Origin of the sequence: Paenibacillus montaniterrae (assembly GCF_018403185.1) — a bacterium.
Lineage (GTDB): Bacteria > Bacillota > Bacilli > Paenibacillales > Paenibacillaceae > Pristimantibacillus > Pristimantibacillus montaniterrae.
The window spans coordinates 419178-441872 of record NZ_BOSE01000001.1 but is presented as its reverse complement, the minus strand read 5'-3'; the positions used below and the strand labels follow the sequence as shown (position 1 = coordinate 441872).

Below are 22695 nucleotides of genomic sequence, written 5' to 3'. Positions count from 1 at the left end.
CTTTATGCGCCGGATCTACAGAAACGCCACAGCTTTCGCATCTCATGCGCCCATCCCCCAATCATTGCTAACAATCATAATGTCCAATTCGCTTAGGTTGGCAAGCTGGCGAAAAAAGCGCATAATCACATCGCTTTCGACGATATTCCGCGCAAACGTGATCGTGAGCTGATCGTTGATCGAGCTGACAGCACAGTTAATGGGACTTTTGGCTGTGGGATACATCGTGGTTTCCATAGCCTTGATATGTGATGCCATACTCGCTGGAATGTCGACGCGTCCCAGGTTGGTAAGCGTTAGCGTTTTGGCATCTTCCCCGTAATGGTCAAAGCCGAAACGGATTGCCAGATCCTTTAATTTCAGCGGCGTGAAGCGAGAAAACAAATTTTTTTCATACTTCATGCTGCCGGCCATCGTTTGACTTAAATAAGACTTGGTCGTTTTCTCTTTCATCTGCGCATGAACGATTTCAAGCACCTGCTCGAATGTCATGCCTTCCTTTAGCTGCACGCCAATGTTGATGACCGCAAAAAAATTGCGGAGGCTGCTGGAAGGAAAAATTTTTCGCAGGTTCACCGGCATACTGATCACGATCGGCCGGTTCTCATTATTGAAGGGCAGGGTAGTTTCGTAAACCGCCATAATCATAATTGCCGTCAAGTAAGCGGTAAGGGTTACTCCCTTTTGTTTGGCTACAGCATTCAGCCGCGATGCGTGAACCATCCCGTGTATGACGTTGTGTCCATAAGGCGAGAACCGGGTGCCCGGAATTTGAAGCGCATCCGGCATCCTGGCCTCGGGAGTGGTAGAAGTATAATGGGCTTGAAAGCTGTCCTGAGCTTCAGCATAACGGGCAAATGAAGCAGGCGGCAGAATCAGGCCTTCCTTATCCTCCACGTCCTCGCCGAGTAGAGATAAATATTGGAACACCAGAGTTTTGAGGAACTCCAATGCCCCGCCACCGTCCGTTAAGGCATGGAAAATTTCCACGCTGATTTTGTTGCCGTAATACAGCACCCTTACCAAGCTTCCGCTCTCGTGTGAGAAGTTGACGGGGGAGCAGGGATAGGCGGCTTCCGGCTCCACTATCAAGCGTGTCTCCTTCTCACGGAGAAATTTCCAGAACAGCCCATTTCTTAGCTCTACATTCAATAGAGGGAATCTCTTCATTACGCTATCGAGCGCATCCTGCAAAACCGATGGTTTCACCTGGCTTGTCAGCATCATCGACAACCGATAGGTGGATGAATTCTCCTTCCCCGCGACCGCAGGAAACAGCTTCCCTGCGTGGTCAAGTTTATACCATTCTTCCATATATGTGCTCTCCATTTCTTCATATTTTCCCGTTCCCAACAGCATCCCGTTTACTATAAGCAGCGTAATACCGATCAATGCGTCAATCTAGCTGAGCTCAAGACTAGCTTTTATAAGCACCGCTAATCTGCTGCATTGGTTTTGATGAAAATTACTATCATTAAATAGTCAGGAAAAACCTCGTTACTCACATCTTAATAGAGAACGGCGCAGGTTCACACCGCCTCAGGTATAAAGTTTTACTCGGTCTCAAGGCGGAGACCCTATTAAAACCGCACATGTTGAGTTCATATCTCACTCGATAAGTTAGCAATAAAATAACCGAAGGCTAGCTTCTGCTTCGCTTTTCTGCAAAGCGAGTAGAAGCTAGCCTTCAAGGAATTAAACTGTAAAAGCTCAAGCGGTGCTTATTTTTCAAGCCTTGCAATGGGATGGCCTGAAGGTAATACAGCGTCTCTAAGCGCCAATAATTGTTTCTTCATCCCAAAATTGTTGAATCTCATCCAATATTTGAGTGGCAGGTGTAATCGTTGCCTCAGCGATCGATTTGCCTGTTTTCTTCAAGTAAGTTTGAATTAAATAATAGCCGCAGGCGTAGCCAGCAGCATACGGCATGCCGACCGGGTTGAAGCGATGTAGCTTGGCTATTTCGTCACCATACAGATACGGCGCGATGTTATGAAAGCCTGTAAGCTGCAGCTGCTGCTTAAGCGCGGGTTTAATGAACGAGTTCAGCGTCTGCGCATCCGTCTTTGCAACCCAAGGTCCAAGCAACTCCTCGCCATAAAGAGAAGTGGCGAAGCTTTCTGCCAACCCTTCACTAACAATCAGTTCTCCTAACGTAACAGTATGATCCCACTGAATAAATTGGTAGCGCACATTATGATTGCACTCATGCGCTAACGCAGACTTTAGACGAGGCAGCGTAAATGCATTCGGCGCCAAAATACAAATGATATAGCCAGGAATTCCGCCATCGCCACTATAGCCTTCATTCAGCTTTAACGCTGGGCTATCAGGATTCCCTAGCCAAATTGTAAACAAATAATCAGCTTGGCGCAGCTTTATGCCATGCTCGTCAAATAGCTGGAGACTTTTTTTCACAGCGTCTTCACACTCGTTCCAAAAGGAGTCGGTAGAAATCAAGTCAAGCTCGGCTGCCAGCTCATTCGTAATCTGCTCTGGCGGGTAGCTCATCATATTACTCATCGCGATGACGTCGAAGCCGCCTGGCTGCTCAGCTTTAAATGGAATATGCTGAATTTCCCATTTTTTCATAAATGGAGCCATCATTTCTTGTCTGAATAGTTCAAGCTTTTCCTCTTGCAGTGCCTGCATCACCTTTCGATAAATGTTGTCTGAACGTAATGTTTGAATATTCATGTTTTCACCCCTTAGGTTGATATGTGCCTAGTATGGGGGATAACGTAACGTGAAGGTCAAGCGGCAGTTCATACACAATTTTTAATGTCGAAAATAATCCTAAGTGCGCATAATAGGATGCTTGCTGCTTGCTCGATAGGCGCGAGGCGTCATGCCAGTATGCTTTTTGAACACCTTGACAAAGTACGTTTCATCGTAAAAGTTCAGCTTTGTGCTTATCACCGCTATCTTATCGTTGGTATGACGCAGCAGGCGCTTCGATTCTTCAATTTTTTCGCGCTGAATATAGCTGGCAAGCGGTAGCCCGGTTTCCTTTTTGAACAGCTGCGACAAGTATGCGGCATTTAGCTGTACCAGCTCGGCCAGTTTATCCGGCGCAAGCGGCTCGTACAAATGATTGTAGATATATTCCTGACACAGCCGCACTGGCTTGGAAATGCCCTGCTTCTTAATGGTGCCAACGCGCTCGGTAAAATCGAGCAGAGCGGCAATTGTTGCGGATTCGACCGCCTTAACATCGTTTAGCTCTTCAATATGCTGAATATGCAAATCGCTAAGCGTAAACGCCAGCTCCTCATATAGTCCGCCAGACATTGCAGCGCGAGTGGCAAATGCGATGCTAATAATCGCAAAGTTTTTGCGATTGCGAAGCTGGCTCCGCTTGGACAATACGCCAACCTCCTCATAGGGCAGATCGATCATCCCTTTCATCAGCTCATCCTTGTTCCCGCTGGCGATCAGCTCGAAGAAGCGCTTTTCAGCCTCGAGCTCCATATGAAACATTGCCGATTCGCGCTGGTTCGCCACAATTACCTCCACATTTTCCTGAAGCGGTTGTTTGACACTGTATTGCATATAGCTTTGCAGCACATCGGTAATGTCCAATTGGACGCCGTTCATTAGCCTGTAAGCAAGGACGCCAGCATATAACATACGCGTCGTATGCGCATGAGGCAGCTGCTGCAAATAGCTGCTCCACTGAGCGCGTCTGCTATGAGGAATGCGATGATCATTCATTAGATTCGAGATAATTTCTGCTGAAGGCTTTTCCGAGCTGCAAGGGCCGATCACAACTGCGGAGCGCCCGCCAACAGCCTCCTTGACAGGCACGACCATAAACTGCTCGAGAAATGGCGAGGCAAGCAGTGTAGGAAGGGCAATGTCCATTTCTTGCTCAAGCAAGCTGTGCAGCTGCTCAAGCGTTGTTGAAAACAGCGGGTTAACCGTTTGTTCCTGCTGCTGACCGCCAAACGCTTCACTTTGCTTGGCGTCCGCTGCGAGATAATAGAGAGGGAGCTGCAAGCTTTCCTGCAGCAGTCTGCACAGCGCCAGCAGCTCGCTATGCTCATTTACGGTATCCATAAAAATCACCTTCGAATTATACTATTTATATATGGATTATACCATTTTCAAGCAAGGAATCATGCCATAATGAAATGGAAAAGCTCAAATGATTACAAATGGAACAAGCACCATCATAACAAATGCAGTGTAGGAGGGTATTCATGAAACGAGATCTGAAAGCATTAGTGGCGCAAATGACACTGGAAGAAAAAGCAGGCATGTGCTCCGGTCTGGATTTTTGGCGGTTAAAGGGAGTGGAGCGGCTCGGCATTCCTTCGATCATGGTAACAGACGGACCGCATGGCTTGCGCAAGCAGCAAGGAAATAGCGATCATTTAGGATTGTTTGAAAGCGTTCCCGCAACGTGCTTTCCGTCAGCAGCCGGCATGGCCAGCTCCTGGGATCGCGAGCTGCTGCAGCAGGTAGGCAAGGCGCTCGGCGAGGAATGCCAGGCTGAAGATGTAGCTGTATTGCTAGGTCCTGGGGCGAATATTAAGCGATCACCGCTATGCGGACGAAACTTTGAATACTTTTCGGAGGATCCTTACCTGTCCTCTGAAATGGCAGCAAGCCATATTCAAGGGGTGCAGAGCGAAGGTGTCGGCACTAGCTTAAAGCATTTCGCTGTAAATAACCAGGAGCATCGCCGCATGACCGTCGATGCGATTGTTGATGAGCGCACGCTGCGAGAAATCTATCTGGCAAGCTTTGAAGGCGCTGTGAAAAAGGCGCAGCCATGGACGGTTATGAGCTCTTACAACAAAATTAATGGAGCCTACGCCTCTGAAAACGAATGGCTGCTTACTAATATTTTGAAGGAAGAATGGGGGCATGAAGGGATCGTCGTCACCGATTGGGGCGCGAACAATGAGCGTGTCGCAGGACTAACTGCCGGAAATGAGCTGGAAATGCCAGGCAACGGTGGAGTTGGCGACAAGCAAATTATCGAGGCTGTACAGAGCGGCAAGCTTTCCGAGGAAGCGCTGGATCGCGCTGTTGAGCGCTTGCTGCGCATTATTTTTATGAGCGTCGATTCCAAAAAGCCGAATGCCAGCTATAATCAGGCTGAGCATCATCAGCTTGCTCGCAAGGTTGCTGCTGAAAGCATGGTGCTGCTGAAAAACGAAGCCGGGCTATTGCCGCTTGGCAAGCAGCGCAAGCTGGCGGTCATTGGCGCCTTTGCCGAGAAGCCTAGATATCAAGGCGGCGGCAGCTCGCATATTCGTCCAACTCAAATTGATCAGCCGCTCGCTGAGCTGCGCAAGCTGGCTGGCGACAGCACAGAAATTGTATATGCACAAGGCTATGCGATCGACAGCGATGAAAATGATCCAGCGTTGCTGGATGAAGCGAAGCAAGCTGCCGGCGCGGCAGAAGCGGTTATTATATTTGCCGGATTGCCGGACCGTTACGAGTCCGAAGGGTATGACCGCACACATTTGCGTATGCCAGCTAATCAGGAGCAGCTAATTGAAGCAATTGCTGAAGTGCAAAGCAATGTGATCGTCGTGCTTATGAACGGCTCTCCGATTGAAATGCCATGGATAGAACGAGCGCAAGCAGTGCTTGAAGCGTATCTCGGCGGACAAGCAGTTGGCGGAGCCATTGCTGACCTGCTGTTTGGCAAGTCGAATCCGAGCGGCAAGCTGGCGGAAACCTTCCCGCAGAAGCTGAGCGACAATCCTTCGTTCCTTAATTTCCCAGGGGAAGGGGATCGTGTTGAGTACCGTGAAGGCATTTTTGTCGGCTACCGCTACTACGATACGAAGCAGGTTGAACCGCTGTTCCCGTTTGGGCATGGTCTTAGCTACACAAGCTTTGACTATTCTGATGTGAAGCTGAGCAGCAAGCAAATTCGTGATAACGAAGAGCTGGAGGTGCAGGTTACCGTTACCAATACAGGAGAGCGTGCCGGCAAGGAAACCGTACAGCTGTATGTGCGCGATGTGGAAAGCAGCGTCAATCGTCCAAGCAAGGAACTGAAGGGATTTGCCAAGGTGGCATTGGAGCCGGGACAGTCTGAAACTGTAACGATCAAGCTCGACAAGCGCGCCTTTGCCTACTACAACGTTCAGCTTGGAGATTGGCATGTAGAAACTGGCGATTTCGAGCTATTAATCGGCCGTTCATCTGCCGATATTGTACTGACTGAAACGGTTCATGTCACTTCGACAACAGTCGTACCGCTCATCGTTCATCGCAACACTACGATCGGCGATCTGCTGAACGATCCGCGTAAGGCAGAAATCGCTCAAACACTGCTTAAACAGTTCGAGCAAGGACTCGGCATGTCTGCCGAAGCAGCTAGCTCGGAGGATGGTATGGGCGATATGTTTGCCGCAATGATGAAATTTATGCCGCTGCGCAATTTGACTGCCTTCAGTCAAGGCAAATTTTCTGAGGAGATGTTAGACTCTCTGATCACCCAACTTAACACCACAAACTGAGAGGTAGTTCAAAATATCCGACTTTGATGACGATGTAGTTTCGTTGTAGCTTAGTCGACGGCGAATATGGCACGCTACCGAAGGCTCCGGTGCTCACGTAGCTTGTGCCTACGCTGCGCTCCTCGCCTTCTAGTATCGTGCCATCTTCTTGGTCCTGAAAGCCGAACATTTGAAAGCCGAACATTTTGAACTTTCATTGGAAGGGGTAGTTCAAAACGCATGACTTTGATGACGATGTGATTGCGTTGTAGCTTAGTCGACGGCGAATATGGCACGCTACCGAAGGCTGCGGTGCTCACGTAGCTTTTGCCTACGCTGCGCTCCTCGCCTTCTAGTATCGTGCCATCTTCTTGGTCCTGAAAGCCGAACATTTTGAACTTTCATTGGAAGGGGTAATTCAAAACGCATGACTTTGATGACGATGTAGTTTCGTTGTAGCTTAGTCGATGGCGAATATGGCACGCTACCGAAGGCTCCGGTGCTCACGTAGCTTTTTGCCGCAGCTAGCGCTCCTCGTTTTCTACTAGCGTCCAAGCTTCTTGGTTCTGCACCCAAAAAAAAGCACCAGCGGAGGAGCAAAGCATCCGAAAAACGAGAGTGGGTCGCCTTTAACATCGTAATGCCTCCTTAAAAAATTTAATAAAATAGCATTACGATTTAAAAAGTGACTGGAGGATGCTTTGCTCCGGAGCGCTGAAATACAGCTAATTTCAAAAAGGTAATTGACATACTGTTTGTTCACAGATATTATAGATACATAAAGTCTTTGATTGGAGGGATAAGATGAAATATTCAAAAGCAACCAGCTACGCACTGCACACTATGATGTATTTGATTGCTTATGCATCTGAGTCTCCAGTTGGCGTGCAATTGCTTGCTGATAAGCAACATGTATCGCCAACTTATCTTTCCAAAATATTGACCAAGCTTGTCAAGGCTAATTTAATTGAGTCTGCTTCAGGTGCGGGAGGCGGCTATCGGCTCAAGCGCAACAAGGAGGACATTAGCTTTCTCGATGTCATTCATGCTGTGGAAGGAACGGCTTCTCTGTTTGAATGCTGCGGCAATGGCAATTCAGGATGCTTAATTCACGGAGTTATGCTTGAAGCAGAAGAGCAAATGGAGCAGCATTTGCGTGCAAAGAAGCTGACCGAGCTAGCGCTGCAGGTTAGAGGCCATTTGGTCGATGCATAACGCTGCGCTGCGCCGGTGCAATAACTGGCATAGAGGAATGCGAGGAGTAAAGAGGCTGCAAACAAGCCATTATAAATTGCATACACGATATTATCGAGCTATTAGTGATCTTGGCACCTGCAAGGCAGCCGATCATTAGCAGCTCATTAATATAAATGATTACGGATATAATATATCTGTAATATCTTTTGAAGTAGGAGGCGTGGAATATATGGAGAAAAATGTGATGAAATACGATTGTGCAATTGTTGGTGGAGGTCCGGCAGGGCTGAATGCAGCGCTCGTGCTTGGCAGAGCCAAAAGAACGGTCGCTCTGCTGGACAGCGGCAAGCCAAGAAACCGGATTGCCCATGAATCACACGGCTATTTAACGCGAGACAGAATTAAGCCTGGCGAATTCAGAAAAATTGCATATGAGGAGGTATTGTACTACCCATCTGTGCAGCACTGGCAGGATGAGGTCGTCGATATTGCCAGAACGGAGGATGGCTTTAGCATTCAGCTTGCTTCTGGGGAAAGTGTGCAGGCGCGCAAGCTACTGCTAGCGACAGGCTTGCGCGAGGAGCTGCCGGAAATTGAGGGGCTGGAGAAATTTTACGGAAAAACAGTGTTCAACTGCCCGTTTTGCGATGGCTGGGAAAATCGCGATCGCCCGCTGGCGGTTATATCCAGCAGTCCGCACATTTTTCACACGGTAAAGCTGCTGTATAACTGGAGCAAGGAGCTGTATGTATGCACCAATGGCAAACAAAGTCTCGATTCCGAGCAAATCGAGGAGTTTAAAGCAAGAGGAATACAAGTATTTGAAGCAGCCGTTACCAAGCTTACAGGTCAGGATGGGCAGCTGGAGCAGGTGCATTTTGCCGATGGGACGCAGATCAGCTGTCGCGGTGGTTTGATTGGGCCTGAATTAATTAACAATTCAAGCAGCTTTGCACAGTCGCTTGGCTTAGAAACGACTGAAGCCGGCGGCATCGAAACGAGTCCATTTGGTAAAACAACAGTAGAAGGCGTGTTCGCAGCTGGCGATTCCGCTTACTTTATGCCTGCTCAGCTCATTCATGCCGCTTCCTCTGGCAGCAAGGCAGCAGCTTCGATTCTCGCCGACTTGGTTGAAGAGGAATGGGAGGCAGCCGCTCGAAACTAGACGGGGCTTTCGCAAAAACATGCTGCTGAACATACCTGCCGTAAACTCCCGCTAATGGTGAATGAGATGCTTTCAAATAGGCAATCTTATGATGGAATGTTCCGATTAGAGGATGAGCAGGAGGTAGGTATAGCGATGACAGAATCAAGCTTAAAGAATAAGGTAGCGCTAATTACAGGGGCGGCTTCAGGCATTGGTCAGGCAACAGCGATCCAATTGGCAAAGGCTGGAGCTAAAATTGTACTGGTCGATCTGAACGATCGTCGTGCTGAGACGACTGAGGAGCAGATTAAGCAATTGGGCGGAGAATGCATCTTTGTGGATACCGATGTGGCCGATCCGCAGCGTGTTGAGCAAGCTGTGCAAAAGGCTGTCGAAGCCTTCAACACAATTGATATTGTATTTGCCAATGCTGGCATTAATGGAACGGTAGCGCCTATTGAGGACTTAACACCTGAACAATGGGATGAAACACTGACAACCAATCTGAAGAGCACCTTTCTCACTGTGAAATATGCGATTCCGCACATGAAGCAAAACGGCGGCAGCATTATTATTACAAGCTCGATTAACGGCAGCAGAAAATTTTCCGGATTCGGCATGTCAGCGTATAGCTCCTCCAAGGCAGGTCAGGTCGCATTTGCCAAAATGGCTGCGCTGGAGCTGGCGCAGTATAAAATTCGGGTAAATGTCATTTGCCCGGGTGCAATTGAAACTAATATTGGTGAAAATACATTTCGCCAGCCTGAAGTCGAAAAAATCCAAATCCCTGTCGTCTATCCAGAAGGGAGCCAGCCGCTGGAGCATGGGCCAGGAAAGCCGGAGCAGGTTGCTGATCTCGTCATGTTTTTAGCTTCCTCAAGCTCCAGCCATATTTCAGGGACTGAGATCTTTATAGACGGAGCAGAAACCTTGCTTTAGCTAGTCGAAAAGCTGGCCGGGACAAGCTAGATTATTTATATGATGTTGAATAAGCCTGAATGATGCGTTTTAATGACGCGTCGTTCGGGTTTTCTATTTAAAGAATCTAAGAAAAGGCATGACACCCCTCACATCAAACTTATGACATTCATCAGCTATGGTTTGAGTAGGCGGCTTGTTATAATAGTAGTAAATGATGACAGCACGTATTGCAGCAGACTGGAGGGAAAGACATGCTGAACACTAGCTTGAATATTGGTGTATTTGGAGATTCAATTGGCAAGGGCATCCTGCTCAAGCCCGAGTCCAATCGCTACAGCACACTAAAAATCGATCTACATAAGCTGATCGGCGCCAGTCAGCAGCGGCTGCGCATTGAAAACTTTTGTATGATGGGAAGCACAATTACGAAAGGGCTGTCGATTTTGGAGCGCCATATGGACAAAGTGAAGCAATATCAAAGCGTGCTTTTGGAATTTGGCGGCAATGATTGCGACTATAACTGGCAGCAAATCTCGGAACGACCAGACGCGGCACATGAATACAACACGCCGATCCCTCTGTTTCTGAAAAAGTACAGCGAAATGATAGAGAAAATACGCGCGCGCCAAGGCAATCCTATCATGCTCACACTGCCTCCTCTAGTGCCCGACAAATACTTTGACTGGGTTTCACGCAACCTCAACAAAGACCATATTCTTGCATGGCTGGACGGAGATGTGAATGCGATTTATCGCTGGCAGGAGCTGTATAATGCGAAGGTAACGTCGCTGGCCGCCAAGCTTTCTGTCCCGCTAATCGATATTCGCTCAGCCTTTCTCTCCAAGCCTCGCTACCAGCAGCTTATTTGCGAGGATGGCATTCATCCGAACGAAGCTGGCTACAAATTAATTTATAAAACAATACTAAGGCAATATCGTCAAGCTGTTTATCAATAACCAGCTCTTGACGAATGATTGTTGATCGGATAAAGTAATTGAAAATGAATATTCAAATGCGCTGAGCAAGGCCGTTGCTTCAAGCATTCTTAGTACAGAGAAGAAGTCCACAGGCTGAAAGACTTCTCGAAAGGATCGAAGCAAATTCCTACCTTGTGAGCAGTAGCGACCGCTTTGGCTGTCGCTATCGGAATGCATTCCGTTATCGTAATGAAGGATTGAAGCGCAGCTTCAATCGAATTAGGGTGGTTGCACGGTATATTCGTCCCTAGCGAATATACCGTTTTTTTTATAGGTAAAGGTAGTTCAAAAGTCCGACTTTGATGACGATGTAGTTTCGTTGGAGCATATTCGACGGCGAATCTTGAACGCTAGCGAAAACTGCGGTGCTCACGTAGCTTTTGCCTACGCTGCGCTCCTCATTTTCTACTAGCGTCCAAGCTTCTTGGTCCTGAAAGCCGAACTTTTGTACTTCGATTGAAGAGAGGTAGTTCAAAAACAAGACCTTGATGACGATGTGGGGCGTTGTAGCTTAGTTGACGGCGAATATGGCACGCTAGCGAAAGTTCCGGTGCTCACGTAGCTTTTGCCTACGCTGCGCTCCTCACTTTCTAGTAGCGAGCCATCTTCTTGGTCCTGAAAGCCGAACTTTTGTACTTCGATTGAAGTGGTAGTTCAAAAAACAGGACTTTGATGACGATGTGGTTGCGTTGTCGCGTATTCGACGGCGTATCTTGAATGCTAATTTTTTTGAATTTTCACTTAATTGTATTGGGAGGTTTTATTATGTATCAAAGCAGGTTGTTTTTGTCGACGTTGCGTGAGTCTCCTGCGGATGCTGAGATTGCCAGTCATCAATTGATGCTCAAAGCCGGTTTCATAAGGCAGCTCGCCTCTGGGGTCTATAGCTATATGCCGCTTGGCTTGCGCGTGCTGCGCAAAATCGAGCATATTGTACGCGAGGAGATGGATAGGGCGGGCGCGCAGGAAATGCTGATGCCAGTTATACAGCCTGCGGAGCTGTGGAAGGAATCGGGGCGTTACGATGTATATGGGCCAGAATTGATCCGCTTTACTGATCGGCATCAGCGGGAGTTTGCACTAGGACCAACGCATGAAGAGGTGATTACCTCCATTGCACGCCATGAAATTAACTCCTATCGCAAGCTGCCAGTTATCCTCTACCAAATTCAAACAAAGTTTCGCGATGAGCGAAGGCCTCGCTTTGGCTTATTGCGTACAAGAGAGTTTTTAATGAAGGATGCTTATTCCTTCGACCAGGATTGGGAAGGGCTGGATGTAGCCTACCGTGCAATGTATGATGCCTATCATGCGATTTTTACACGTCTCGAGCTCGATTACCGTGCAGTAGAAGCTGATGGAGGAGCTATAGGTGGAGAAGGCGGTACGCATGAATTTATGGCTTTGGCAGAAATTGGCGAGGATACGATTGCAGCGTGCAACCACTGTCAATATGCTGCTAATTTGGAGAAGGCTGAAGCTGTTACCGAGCAAGCTGGCGTCGACAGCGAGCAAGTACCGCCAAGCCCAGCCATCGAAAGGATTTATACACCGGATGTATGCACAATTGCGCAATTGCAGCAATTTCTCCATATTGAAGCCAAGCAAATCATTAAAACAATGCTGTTTATGGTTGATGGTCGCCCTGTTGCGGTGGCGGTTCGCGGGGATTATGAGCTCAATGAACTGAAGATTAAAAATTATTTAACAGCATTAAATATTGAATTGGCAGATGGTTCAGCTATTGCAGCTAACGCTTCTGCAGCCGGATATATCGGGCCAATCGGCTTAACGATCCCGCTGCTTGTCGATTACAGCGTGCTAGCCGTTACTGACGGCGTTGCCGGGGCAAACGAGCAAAATCATCACTTCAAGCATATACATGCTATGCGCGACCTCGATTTAACGCATGTCGCAGATTTCCGCAATGTGATAGAAGATGATCTTTGTCCGCGCTGCCAGACTGGCAAATTAACGTTTCATCGCGGAATAGAGCTGGGGCATATTTTTAAGCTCGGCACGAAATATAGCGAAAGCCTGTCTGCAGCATTTCTCGACCAATCAGGTAAAGCAAAAAGCATCATTATGGGCTGCTATGGCATCGGGATTTCCCGTATACTGGCCGCGATTGTCGAGCAGCGCCATAGTGAGCAGGGTGTTGTATGGCCGAAAGAAATTACGCCGTATCAGGTCCACATTATTGTCATTTCTTATGATGATGAGCTGCAAAAACAGCTTGTGCAAGGACTTCATCAGCGGCTGCTGCAGTTGGACATTGAAGTGCTTATTGATGATCGCGCTGAAAGAGCAGGCGTCAAATTCAAGGATGCTGATCTGATAGGGATCCCTTACCGCCTGATCGTTGGCAAGGATGCGGCTGACGGCAAGGTAGAATGGTTTGACCGTACAACTAACAGCAAGGAAGTGCTCGCTACAGAGGCGGTGCTGGAACAGCTTAAGCGCATCTATTGCCCGTAAAGCATAGGTGGGCCACTTAAACCGAGCCGACATACCAGTCGTTAGCTCGGTTTTTATGTTTTACAAAATTAGCGATTGCTTTTTTCAGACTACAAGTGTAATATCAATTTATAGATTACATCTGTAGTCAACCTGAAGCATTGCCGCAGCATATCGCGGTGGAAGCATATCATTGTAGTATCACTGTACAGTAAATCGCAGTGGCGCAGGCTGGCTTTACGCGAGGACACGAACATTTAGGAGGACAGAACAATGTCACAAAGCATCCCGAAAATTTCTGAGGCTGAATGGGAGGTTATGAAGATTGTTTGGGGAAGCTCCAAGCTAACTGCGAACGAGATCATTGAAGCCTTGGAGCATAAGCAATGGAGTCCGAAAACGATACGTACCCTTATTAAAAGATTAGTTGAGAAGCAGGCGCTTGACTATGAACAGGATGGAAAGCTGTACACCTATTTTGCACTCGTTAATGAGGAGGAATGTGTGAAATCGGAAACGCAAAGCTTTATGAAGCGCATCTACGGCGGTGCGCTGCAGCCGATGCTGGTCCATTTTCTAAAAACTGAACAGCTCTCCAAGAAAGAGATCGAGGAATTAAAAAGCATTCTGGAGCAAAGAGAGGAATAGCCCATGAACTTCATGCTTGCAAGTTTATTCGAGTGGGTGTTCACGGCTTCTATTATGGGAAGTGTGCTTGTACTAATCATATTCGCGACAAAAAAGGTGCTGCAGAATAGGCTAAGTCCGAAGTGGACATATCTGCTGTGGATGCTGCTAGTTCTCCGCCTGCTTTTGCCGTGGACACCGGAAAGCTCGGTTAGTGTGTTCAATCTGATTTCGGTTGATCGTCTTCCAGCCTTTGAAGCGGAGCAGCAGCAGGAAGCGAAGCAAGCAAGCTCGAGTGCATCTCCAGTACTCACTATGCCGGCTGCTCCAAGCAACGAGCCGACCTTACAGGTGGCACCGCAGCCAACTGAAGCAAGCAGGCTCACATCAGCCGACTATACAGGCAGCCAGCAGGGCGGCATTAGCAGCATATCACTAATGGACGTTCTACCTTACATCTGGTTGGCTGGAATGGCAGCTGTGCTGGCGATTGTCGCCTATGTCAATCTTCGTTTTTCCTTCAGCATAAGAAAGGAGCACGCCTCAACAGACCAGCGTCTGCAGCTATTGCTCCAGACATGCAAGGAAAAGCTCGAAATTAAGCGGCCTGTTGCTTTAGTTTGCACCAATCGAGTAACCATTGCCACCTTAAGCGGCATCATCTCGCCAAAGCTATTGCTGCCTCCTGCGCTTGTCGACAAGCTTACGGACGATGAACTGGAGCATTTGTTTCTGCATGAATTGTCCCATATTAAACGCGGCGACATTGCTCTCAACGGCCTAATGAATGTGCTGCTTGCCGTACATTGGTTCAATCCATTGCTTTGGTACGCCTATCACAGCATGCGGGAGGATCAGGAATTGGCATGTGATGCGATGGCCTTAACGCGCATTCCTGCGGAAAAAACGGAAGCCTATGGCTACACGCTGATCAAGCTGCTGGAAATCGCACCCAGAAGAGCTGCTCTATCAAGTACAGTAAATATGACAGGCAGTAAAAAGGCGATTTATAAGCGAATCGTTATGATAAAAGCCTTTAAAAGGCAAACCTATAAATCAACACTGCTCGGCCTTGCAGTCATCCTCGTGCTAAGCGGCTGCGCGCTGACAAGCTCGAAGGTAAATGTGCTCGAATCGCCAGAGCCTGTTGAAGCCAACCAGAATGAACAGGATGACAATCAGGAACAGCATGAACAAGTAGGGCAGGAGGAAGCGGAGCAGGAGCTTGCTGAACAAATCAAGCAGCTCGCAACCGTATGGGCCGAGGCGTTAAAAACACGTGACGGCAAGCCTCGCTATGAGATGATGTCAGAGCAGGCGAAGCAAAAATTTGAAGCAGAGCAAATTGCCAGAAGCGGTGAGGACTGGAATTTCAACATCGGTTCTTCAAGCCCGTGGGTAGTCGATTATGATATTGTGCTTGACGGGATGACGGTCACGATCACCTACTTGACGCAAACGAGCCAACCAGCCACTTACAATTCACAGGAAACGGTCAGCTTCAAGCTGGAACATGATGAGCTCGTCGTCGACGATTACACAACCGCATTTGAAGGCCGAGCAGTAGAGCAGGTGCCAGAGCAAAATGAACCGGATGAAACAGGAAAAATCAGTATATTTGGCACTACTCCAATAGCTGCCTATAATGAAGCTGATGTAGTTACGCTTTCATTGAACAATCAAAGCTATGAAACAGCATTTCATAAGGCCAAATTTGAGCCATTTGGCTTCTATCTGCCTGCCAATATGGAGGAGCGATCATTAGAAGATGGCAATGAGTGGGGCTATGATTTAAGCCGCCATCATGTCACGATTGGCTTGTATGACACTGTTGTCGAAGATGCGGAGCTAATCAACGAGCAGCTTGCGATTTATAAGGAGTATGCAGGTTCAGAACAACGAGATCAGACGATCATGGACTATTTTGTATTTCAGCATAAAGGTACAAACTACTTAATTCGCTTCCTTTACTGGGAAGAGGAGCAAGCCAATGCGCTTCCTCTATTTCTAAAATTCGTTGAAACGATGAGATACGTTGAGCAGTAAACATGCCAAGAAATACGACAGTGTACGTTCGAAAAAGTAAGTAAACTTTAATTATAAGAGTCTGTAAAATAAACTGTGTAGAGTGACCTTGCCTGGCCGCTCTACACAAAATTATTGACAGCCTCATTAGTCAAAATGGCTGCCCAGTTCCTTCGGCAGCCATTTTTGTGCTTGCTGGCAGCCGCTCTTAAAACCCTTCTACAACAATTTTTCCAATTGCTTTGCCGGTCTCAAGCAGTGAATGCGCCTTGCGCAACGTCTCGGCATTGATAGGGGCCAGACGTTGATTCAAGGTCGTTTTAATGCTTCCATCATCCAACCACTCCGCTACCTCGTTTAGAAGCTTATGCTGTTCGATCATATCCTCGGTCTGAAACATAGAACGTGTAAACATAAACTCCCAAACAAAGGTGGCGCTTTTATTTTTCAATCGTGTTAATGGGAGCGGTACCTCCGTTTCAACTATGGAGCAAATTTTACCTTGAGGAGCAATCGCTTGCGCCATATTTTCCCAATGCTTTTCCGTTGCATTAAGGCATAGAATGTAATCCACGCTTTCGAAGCCTAGCTGCTGTAATTGTGGAACGAATTCCTCATAATGATTAAGCGTATGATCTGCTCCCAGCTCTTTGGCCCACTCGATCGATTCAGGTCTGGAGGCGGTGCCGATAACGGTTAAGCCGACTTTTTTTGCTAATTGAATCGCAATCGAGCCAACCCCGCCAGCCGCTCCAATGATCAATAGCGTTCTATTTTCATTAACCTCATGCTCACGGCTAATACCCATACGATCAAATAGCGCTTCATAGGCTGTGATCGTCGTTAAGGGCAGTGCAGCAGCTTGAGCGAAATTCAGGCTTGCAGGCTTTTTGCCAACGATTCTTTCGTCTACAAGGTGAAATTCGCTATTGCCGCCTGAACGCGTAATGTCGCCAGCGTAATAGACCTCATCTCCCGGTTGGAACAGCGTGCAATCCGCTCCAACTTGTTCAACAACGCCTGCCACATCCCAGCCTAAAATTTTTGGTGCATGCTCAACCTTTTCCTTAGGCGACCGAACCTTATAATCGACTGGATTGACGCCGACAGCCTTTACGCGAACTAGCAAGTCCCGACCCGTCACACGCGGCTTTTCCAGCTGTAGATCCAACAGGCTTTCAGGATGGTCAATCGGTAAATAACGATACAAGCCTACTGCTTTCATTGTTGACATATTTTTCCATCCTCTCGCAAAGTGCTTAAATTACAAATTTGATTGAACGTGCTCGTTGTTTATGCCGTTACATTTGATATAATAATCCAAACAATATATTTTCGTAAGTACGCACAATTTTGTTGTGTAGTATCAATTTTTATACTATTGCAGGTGGAGGCATAGGAATGAACAACGATCACAATCGATACTCGGCTTGTCCGAATCCTTACGGATGCCCTGTGGAAGCAACGCTGGAGGTTATCGGCGGAAAGTGGAAGGGCGTTATTTTATATCACCTATTGAACGGAACAAAGCGCTTTAATGAATTTCGCAGGCTAATGCCTGACATTACCCAAAGGATGCTGACTCTTCAGCTGCGCGAATTAGAAAAGGATGGAGTCGTGCATAGAGAAATTTACAGAGAGGTTCCCCCCAAAGTGGAGTATTCGCTAACCGAGTTCGGTTTTACGTTACAACCCATCATTATGCTGATGAGAGACTGGGGGGAAAAATATAACGAAGAAATCGCCGCAAAAAGATCGTGAGCACCATTAAGCAGCGAACAGAGCAAACAGAGCGAATAGAGCGAACAGAGCGAACAGAGCGAACAGAAAAGCGTGTCCAAAGGGCAGCAATCAAACTGCCAGAGGACACGCTTTGTTCATTCAAAAGCCGTCTTGATTAACATATAACAGGGTAAGCTGGACGTGAACCTTATCATTAACCTGGACGTTAAACTAGTCGAAACCTAGTGATGGGCTTGCTTTGACAAGTCAAATGATTTTGGTATTAACAGAAATACAACGATTGAGACAGCAACCAGTATGACGCCGCCGATAAGTCCAGTTGATACGAGCGAATTGCTAAAGGCAGCAGTAGCTCGCTCTGCCAGGCCTGCAATTCCAGTTTGAGCGGACACCTCTAGTGCGCCAACGACCGACTCATTGGCGAATTCCGCTAACGCATCGGTGACACCTTCCCCTGAAAATGAGCCAATGTTCAAGTAATGACGGTAGAACAGAGCCGAGATGCTTCCTAAAATTGAAATGCCGAGCACATTGCCAAGATCGTACATCGATTCTTCAATCGCAGCGGCATTGCCAGCTTTGTCGCTTGACGTGCTGGACATAATGATTGCAGAAGCGATTGCCAGAGAGCCTGTCCCGGCGCCGATCATCACTAAGGCCAGCACAATGCGGCTGTACGTTAACGGGTCTCCTAGCATATACATGCTGAGAAAGCCTAGCCCTGCAACAGCAAGCCCGCCTGCCACTACAATTCGTGCGCCTAAGCGATGGGCGATAGATGGAGCCATTAACGAAATGATCAAGGAGCCAAAGGCCATCGGCAGCATATAGATGCCTGCCTGCAGCGGCGACAGCTTTTGCACAACCTGCAGCCACTGCGTAATTAACAAAATTAAAGCGGCCATAGCAAACATGGAAATAAGCGCCGCAATGGTTCCACCTGTAAACGATCTGTTTTTGAACAGCCTTAAATCCAGCAACGGCTGCTCGCTCTTTAGGCAGCGCATAATAAATGCGGCAAGCAATATAATTGCGGCTGCAAGAATAAGCCATGCTTGCACATCGCCCAAACCGTGCTTGGCGAAGCTTTTTATGCTCCATACTAGTGCAACCATGCCCGGCACTGACAGTATAGCGGCAACATTATCCCAGCGCGCCGGATTTTTGTCGCGCGACTCAGGCAATAAGAAAATCCCTGCTGCAATAGACAGTGCCGCAAACGGCACATTTACTAAAAATGTCGATTGCCAAGGGAAATACTCCAGCAACGCACCCCCGACAATCGGCCCAATAATCGCTCCGACGGCAGATACAGCCGACCATACCGCAAGCGCGGTTGCACGCTGCTTCGCATCAACAAAGATCGTGCGAATCATCGACAGCGTGGTTGGCATAATCATTGCGCCCGCCGCTCCTAAAATCGCGCGCAGAAGGATGACATAGTTGGCACTCTCGGCAAAAACAACGAGCAGTGAAATAATGCCGAAGATCGCAAAGCCTGTTAGCAACGTTCGCTTGCGCCCCCAGCGATCAGCAACAGCGCTCATTGTAATAATTAGCCCCGCCAAAATAAGCGAGTAAATATCGACGATCCAAAGCTGCTGCGTTGAAGTGGCTCCCAGATCCTTTACAAGCTCCGGCAGAGCCATGATGAGAATCGTCATGTCCATCATAATGACAAACAAGCTGACAGACAGAACGATCAGTGCCGTCCACCGCTGCTTATTAGTCATTGTTTTTTCTGTAAATGTTTGTGCCATAATTTCCTCCTGAAGATGTACATCGAATGAATTTAGTATTACTATAGGGTATATGGTAACCATATAGTCAAGAGGTGTGAAAGATGGAAAATGATAAGTTTTTGTCAACAGGAGATTTCGCCAAAATATGCAATGTGACGAAGCAAACACTGTTCCACTATGACCAGATCGGCTTGCTGGAGCCGCACCATAAAGCGGAGAATGGCTACCGTTATTATTCCTATCAACAATTTGACATCATGTATATGATTGAGTCATTAAAGGAAATTGGCATGTCGCTTGCAGAAATCAAGCAATTTATGAGCATCACTACACCCGAAATTATGGTAGAAACGTTTAAGGAGAAGTCTAACAGGCTGGCAGAAAAAATTGAAAGCCTGCAGCGCGTGCAGAAGGCGATTGCGAAAAAAATTGCGATTACGGAGCAAGCCATCCAGGAGGATTTCTCCAGCATTTATCTCGAACAAGTAGAGGAGCACTATTTATACTTAAGCGATCTTGTATTAAATTGCAGTAATCAGCAATATACACAGGCTGTCAGCAAGCTGTATAGTACATGCGTGGACCATAAACTTAATGAAGGCGATCCGATTGGCGTTATGATCCATAAGGAGCAGCTATTGCAAGGGGATGCGACGAATCTCTCCTATTTGTTCGTCAAGGTTCCTTATACGGACAAAGTGCCGCTGTACAAAATAGCGAAGGGAAAGCAGGTAGTCGGCTATCATATTGGGCATTATGAGCAGGCTGGAGAAACCTATAATAAGCTGCTCGGCTTTATACAGCAGCATGGACTCAGCATAATTGATTTCAGCTTCGAGGAATATATTTTGGATGGAATGGCTGTGCAAGGAATCGAGCAATTTGTAACGAAAATTATGATCCCCGTAGCCTAGGGCGTGTATATTGCTGATAAGATAATATACAAGGAGGCATTCTCGCAAGTATGACGCTGATTGAGAGGGAGGAAAAATAATGGAAATGGAATATGTAAAACTCGGAAATACCGGCCTCGATGTATCCCGCATTTGTCTTGGCTGCATGAGCTTTGGTGAAGCTGGAAAATGGACACACCCTTGGGTACTCAATGAACAGGACAGTCGGCCGATCATTAAAAAAGCGCTGGAGCTGGGAATTAACTTTTTCGACACCGCCAACATATATTCGCATGGAACAAGCGAGGAGTTTGTTGGACGTGCCTTAAAGGATTATGCCAAGCGCGATGAAGTAGTCATCGCAACCAAAGTATTTTTCCGCATGCATGAGGGACCGAATGGAGCCGGCCTTTCCCGCAAGGCGATTATGAGTGAAATCGATAATAGTCTGCTGCGGCTTGGCACGGACTACGTCGATCTGTATCAAATTCACCGCTGGGATTACCATACACCGATAGAAGAGACTATGGAAGCCTTGCATGATGTAGTGAAGGCCGGGAAGGCAAGATATATCGGCGCCTCTGCGATGTATGCCTGGCAGTTTCTTAAAGCGCTGCATACAGCGGACAAGCATGGCTGGACGCGATTCGTATCAATGCAAAACCATTTGAATCTAATCTATCGTGAGGAAGAACGGGAAATGATGCCGCTTTGCAAGGAGGAAAAAATCGGTGTCATTCCATATAGCCCGCTTGCCTCAGGCAGATTGGCGCGAGCTTGGTCGGAAACAACCTATCGCTCACAAACCGATCAGGCGCAAAAAATGAAATACGATGCCACAGCAGAAGCGGACCGATTAATCGCAGACCGTGTTACAGCAATAGCGGAAAGCCGTGGCGTGCCTCGTGCGCAAATCTCCCTTGCCTGGCTGCTGCAGAAGGAGGCTGTAACAGCTCCAATTATCGGCGCAACCAACATCAAGCAGTTGGAGGAAGCGGCAGGCTCTGTTGCCATTAAGCTGAGCGAGGAAGAGATCGCTTCGCTGGAGGAGCTGTACGTTCCGCATAAAGTAGTTGGAGCACTGTAAGACTAGAGGAGAGGAGCATTAAGCCGCTCTTTGCTTCTCGTTAATAAAAATAACCATCGAGTTAACAGGCTGCCGCCTCGTTCGGTGGCCTGTTGTTTATTTAATCGAACATTTATAAAACCAAATGACGCCTCAATCGTATGTAGTATAGAGATTTTCCAGAGGAAGATTCTATTGCGGATAAAAATTGGCTACGCTAATAAAGAAGCCTATAATAAGAATCAGGAGGGGAGGATTCAAATTCGTAATGCGTGTACATGCTGATCATATGAAACGGATAAAGGAGTCTAAGGCACTTGATTAAATTAAATCGCGCTATTCAAATCGCTTTACTGGTAACATTGCTGTTTGTTATTGTATTTCTTTACTCTAAAGTGAGTCATTTATTCACTTCATTTTTCTCTTTAATTCAAATTATTTTTGTGCCAATTTTGCTAGCGGCATTTTTCTTCTATTTGCTGCGGCCAGTAATCGGCTTTATGATGAAGTATAGAATAAAGCGAATCGTTTCCATTTTGCTTGTATTTTTAGTGTTTTCCGCGATTGTCGTATGGTTCGTGCTAGCGATGCTGCCTATGCTGCAAAGACAGTTTATTAGCTTAATTGAAAATGCGCCGCACTTTTTTGACACGATTGGCAAGCAAATTAACGAGCTGCTGGAAAATGAAACGATTAAATCAATCTTCCCTGCAGCCGATTTTGACTGGTCCACAGTCTCGAACTACATAAATAAAGGACTTTCCAGTGTAAATGCATACATCGGAAGTCTGGTAAGCTTCGTCTCCAATTTCACGATTGTGCTGTTCATTACCCCGATTATCCTGTTCTTCCTGCTTAAAGAAGGGGAAAAGCTGCCAGCACGGATCGTAAATGGTACGCCCAACCGCTTCAAAGATGATGTAAAAGAGATGCTGGGCGATTTTGACAAGGTGCTTAGCAATTTCATTGTCGGCAGAGTGCTGGTCAATCTGGCATTAGGCGTGCTGATGTATATTGGCTTTGTCATCATTGACTTGCCATATGCGTTATTGCTGACAACGATCGCGGTATTTGCGAATTTTATTCCGTTTGTCGGGGCGATATTATCCTCGGTGCCGATTGTAATCGTCGCACTAGTCGATTCACCATCCAAAGCGATATGGTCGCTCGTTATTATATTAGCAGCGCAGCAAATTCAGGATAATTTAATTGCACCGTACATTTTCGGCAAACAGCTTAATATTCATCCGCTGACAACGATTATCCTTGTACTTGGCGCAGGAAAAATGGGCGGGATTATCGCGATGATCATCGTGATTCCGGCGTACCTGATTCTTAAGGTGATTGCGATTAAAGTGTATCAGCTCTTTATGAAGGAAAAGTGGGAAAAGCTGTAGCATATCTCCATTATAATTGGCTTCGATCAAAGGCCT

Annotated in this window: 17 protein-coding genes; 12 read left to right on the top strand and 5 right to left on the bottom strand. The window is 47.1% G+C overall.

What is annotated here, in order from left to right; translation table 11 throughout:
- Positions 1-42 precede the first annotated feature (42 nt).
- From KJS52_RS02120 to KJS52_RS02110, 3 genes are all read right to left on the bottom strand, one after another.
- A complete protein-coding gene (locus KJS52_RS02120; protein WP_246563052.1) occupies positions 43-1392 on the bottom strand; it encodes an alcohol acetyltransferase in 1350 nt (449 codons plus the stop codon).
- 378 nt (positions 1393-1770) lie between these two features.
- Positions 1771-2697 (bottom strand): DUF2268 domain-containing putative Zn-dependent protease, encoded by a 927-nt coding sequence (locus KJS52_RS02115; protein ID WP_213512977.1) that lies wholly within the window; start codon positions 2695-2697, stop codon positions 1771-1773.
- Positions 2698-2796: 99 nt separating this feature from the next.
- Complete coding sequence (locus KJS52_RS02110; protein WP_213512976.1) at positions 2797-4059, bottom strand: helix-turn-helix domain-containing protein; 1263 nt, start codon at positions 4057-4059, stop codon at positions 2797-2799.
- Positions 4060-4202: 143 nt separating this feature from the next.
- On the opposite strand from KJS52_RS02110, the gene KJS52_RS02105 reads away from it, so the two are divergent.
- The 8 genes from KJS52_RS02105 to KJS52_RS02070 all read left to right on the top strand — a co-directional run bounded on the left by KJS52_RS02105 (position 4203) and on the right by KJS52_RS02070 (position 15839).
- On the top strand, positions 4203-6488 hold the full coding sequence (locus KJS52_RS02105) for a beta-glucosidase (RefSeq protein ID WP_213512975.1): 2286 nt from the start codon (positions 4203-4205) through the stop codon (positions 6486-6488).
- Positions 6489-7271: 783 nt separating this feature from the next.
- Positions 7272-7682 carry an RrF2 family transcriptional regulator gene (locus tag KJS52_RS02100; RefSeq protein ID WP_213512974.1) on the top strand — a complete coding sequence of 137 codons (411 nt, stop codon included), beginning with the start codon at positions 7272-7274 and terminating at the stop codon, positions 7680-7682.
- Between the two features lie 226 nt (positions 7683-7908).
- The gene (locus KJS52_RS02095) at positions 7909-8829 is read left to right on the top strand and encodes an NAD(P)/FAD-dependent oxidoreductase (protein WP_213513773.1); all 921 of its coding nucleotides are present in this window, start codon (positions 7909-7911) and stop codon (positions 8827-8829) included.
- 96 nt (positions 8830-8925) lie between these two features.
- A complete protein-coding gene (locus KJS52_RS02090; RefSeq protein ID WP_246563050.1) occupies positions 8926-9750 on the top strand; it encodes an SDR family oxidoreductase in 825 nt (274 codons plus the stop codon).
- A gap of 233 nt (positions 9751-9983) precedes the next feature.
- A complete protein-coding gene (locus KJS52_RS02085; protein WP_213512973.1) occupies positions 9984-10688 on the top strand; it encodes an SGNH/GDSL hydrolase family protein in 705 nt (234 codons plus the stop codon).
- A gap of 786 nt (positions 10689-11474) precedes the next feature.
- Complete coding sequence (locus tag KJS52_RS02080; RefSeq protein WP_213512972.1) at positions 11475-13187, top strand: proline--tRNA ligase; 1713 nt, start codon at positions 11475-11477, stop codon at positions 13185-13187.
- Positions 13188-13439: 252 nt separating this feature from the next.
- Entirely contained in the window at positions 13440-13814 is a 375-nt protein-coding gene (locus tag KJS52_RS02075) for a BlaI/MecI/CopY family transcriptional regulator (protein ID WP_213512971.1), read from the top strand.
- Positions 13815-13817: 3 nt separating this feature from the next.
- Positions 13818-15839 carry a M56 family metallopeptidase gene (locus KJS52_RS02070; protein WP_213512970.1) on the top strand — a complete coding sequence of 674 codons (2022 nt, stop codon included), beginning with the start codon at positions 13818-13820 and terminating at the stop codon, positions 15837-15839.
- Positions 15840-16026: 187 nt separating this feature from the next.
- Here KJS52_RS02070 and KJS52_RS02065 read toward each other — a convergent pair whose 3' ends face one another.
- The gene (locus KJS52_RS02065) at positions 16027-17052 is read right to left on the bottom strand and encodes a zinc-binding alcohol dehydrogenase family protein (RefSeq protein WP_246563047.1); all 1026 of its coding nucleotides are present in this window, start codon (positions 17050-17052) and stop codon (positions 16027-16029) included.
- A 167-nt stretch (positions 17053-17219) separates the two neighbouring features.
- On the opposite strand from KJS52_RS02065, the gene KJS52_RS02060 reads away from it, so the two are divergent.
- Complete coding sequence (locus tag KJS52_RS02060; protein WP_213512969.1) at positions 17220-17579, top strand: winged helix-turn-helix transcriptional regulator; 360 nt, start codon at positions 17220-17222, stop codon at positions 17577-17579.
- A 203-nt stretch (positions 17580-17782) separates the two neighbouring features.
- Here KJS52_RS02060 and KJS52_RS02055 read toward each other — a convergent pair whose 3' ends face one another.
- On the bottom strand, positions 17783-19321 hold the full coding sequence (locus KJS52_RS02055) for an MFS transporter (RefSeq protein ID WP_213512968.1): 1539 nt from the start codon (positions 19319-19321) through the stop codon (positions 17783-17785).
- An 83-nt stretch (positions 19322-19404) separates the two neighbouring features.
- Here KJS52_RS02055 and KJS52_RS02050 point away from each other — a divergent pair, with 83 nt between their 5' ends.
- The 3 genes from KJS52_RS02050 to KJS52_RS02040 all read left to right on the top strand — a co-directional run bounded on the left by KJS52_RS02050 (position 19405) and on the right by KJS52_RS02040 (position 22659).
- Positions 19405-20217, top strand: a complete 813-nt coding sequence (locus KJS52_RS02050; protein WP_213512967.1) for a MerR family transcriptional regulator — start codon at positions 19405-19407, stop codon at positions 20215-20217.
- Between the two features lie 85 nt (positions 20218-20302).
- Positions 20303-21283, top strand: coding sequence for an aldo/keto reductase (locus KJS52_RS02045; RefSeq protein ID WP_213513770.1), 981 nt, complete (start codon positions 20303-20305; stop codon positions 21281-21283).
- A 296-nt stretch (positions 21284-21579) separates the two neighbouring features.
- A complete protein-coding gene (locus KJS52_RS02040) occupies positions 21580-22659 on the top strand; it encodes an AI-2E family transporter (protein WP_213512966.1) in 1080 nt (359 codons plus the stop codon).
- The last annotated feature ends 36 nt before the right edge of the window (positions 22660-22695 follow it).

Bases quoted from the DNA above. Each gene is read 5' to 3' on its own strand.
- KJS52_RS02045 (WP_213513770.1), top strand. From the start codon at position 20,303: ATGGAATATGTAAAACTCGGAAATACCGGCCTCGATGTATCCCGCATT.
- KJS52_RS02085 (WP_213512973.1), top strand. From the start codon at position 9,984: ATGCTGAACACTAGCTTGAATATTGGTGTATTTGGAGATTCAATTGGC.
- KJS52_RS02070 (WP_213512970.1), top strand. From the start codon at position 13,818: ATGAACTTCATGCTTGCAAGTTTATTCGAGTGGGTGTTCACGGCTTCT.
- KJS52_RS02065 (WP_246563047.1), bottom strand. From the start codon at position 17,052: ATGTCAACAATGAAAGCAGTAGGCTTGTATCGTTATTTACCGATTGAC.
- KJS52_RS02115 (WP_213512977.1), bottom strand. From the start codon at position 2,697: ATGAATATTCAAACATTACGTTCAGACAACATTTATCGAAAGGTGATG.
- KJS52_RS02100 (WP_213512974.1), top strand. From the start codon at position 7,272: ATGAAATATTCAAAAGCAACCAGCTACGCACTGCACACTATGATGTAT.
- KJS52_RS02095 (WP_213513773.1), top strand. From the start codon at position 7,909: ATGAAATACGATTGTGCAATTGTTGGTGGAGGTCCGGCAGGGCTGAAT.
- KJS52_RS02080 (WP_213512972.1), top strand. From the start codon at position 11,475: ATGTATCAAAGCAGGTTGTTTTTGTCGACGTTGCGTGAGTCTCCTGCG.
- KJS52_RS02105 (WP_213512975.1), top strand. From the start codon at position 4,203: ATGAAACGAGATCTGAAAGCATTAGTGGCGCAAATGACACTGGAAGAA.
- KJS52_RS02050 (WP_213512967.1), top strand. From the start codon at position 19,405: ATGGAAAATGATAAGTTTTTGTCAACAGGAGATTTCGCCAAAATATGC.
- KJS52_RS02110 (WP_213512976.1), bottom strand. From the start codon at position 4,059: ATGGATACCGTAAATGAGCATAGCGAGCTGCTGGCGCTGTGCAGACTG.
- KJS52_RS02075 (WP_213512971.1), top strand. From the start codon at position 13,440: ATGTCACAAAGCATCCCGAAAATTTCTGAGGCTGAATGGGAGGTTATG.
- KJS52_RS02060 (WP_213512969.1), top strand. From the start codon at position 17,220: ATGAACAACGATCACAATCGATACTCGGCTTGTCCGAATCCTTACGGA.
- KJS52_RS02055 (WP_213512968.1), bottom strand. From the start codon at position 19,321: ATGGCACAAACATTTACAGAAAAAACAATGACTAATAAGCAGCGGTGG.
- KJS52_RS02090 (WP_246563050.1), top strand. From the start codon at position 8,926: ATGTTCCGATTAGAGGATGAGCAGGAGGTAGGTATAGCGATGACAGAA.